At 26.8% G+C, this 637-nt stretch carries 1 protein-coding gene; it reads left to right on the plus strand.

All coding sequences use genetic code 11. The annotated features are described in order from the left end of the window. Positions 1-616, plus strand: a 616-nt coding sequence (locus GNF10_RS37275; protein WP_185607519.1) for a glycosyltransferase family 2 protein, incomplete at its 5' end; no start/stop codon positions are given. Between the last annotated feature and the right edge of the window lie 21 nt (positions 617-637).

Here is a 637-nt window from a genome sequence, read left to right on the forward strand (position 1 = left end):
ATTAAATACTGATACAATACTTACAAATAACATCTTACCCCATCTTATAGAATTAATGTCTGTAAATCAAGATGTAGGTGTTATTGGTACTAAATTACTTTTTCCAGATGGAAGTTTTCAAATTTCTTTTTCACCTGAAATTGGAATTAAAGGAGAGTTTCAAGCACAAAAAATACATAAAAATGCTGAAAATAAAAATGGTTTTAATATTATAGAGCAGGATTTTCAAGATATTAAAGAAGTAGATATTGTCGTTGGAGCAGCCTTTTTTATTAAGGCAAATTTATTTAATTTATTAGGTGGCTTTGATGAAAAATTCTTTATGTATTTTGAAGATTCTGATTTGTGTCAAAGAGTCAGAAATGAAGGGTATAAAATTATTTATACTCCCCAGACATCCCTAATCCATATAAGAGGACATTCTGTAAAAAAAATATCCAATAAAATGTCTGTAGAATATAGACGTAGCCAGATTTACTACTATCATAAGCATCGTCCGATGTGGGAAATATTGACGTTAAGAGTATATTTAATATTTAAGTTTTTATATCAATACCTAAAAACATCCAATCCTTATAGTTGGGAAATTATAAAACTTAGTTTTATGTATAAATAATTATGTCTTTATTAATTAACC

Source organism: Nostoc sp. UCD121, from assembly GCF_014222285.1.
GTDB lineage: Bacteria > Cyanobacteriota > Cyanobacteriia > Cyanobacteriales > Nostocaceae > Nostoc.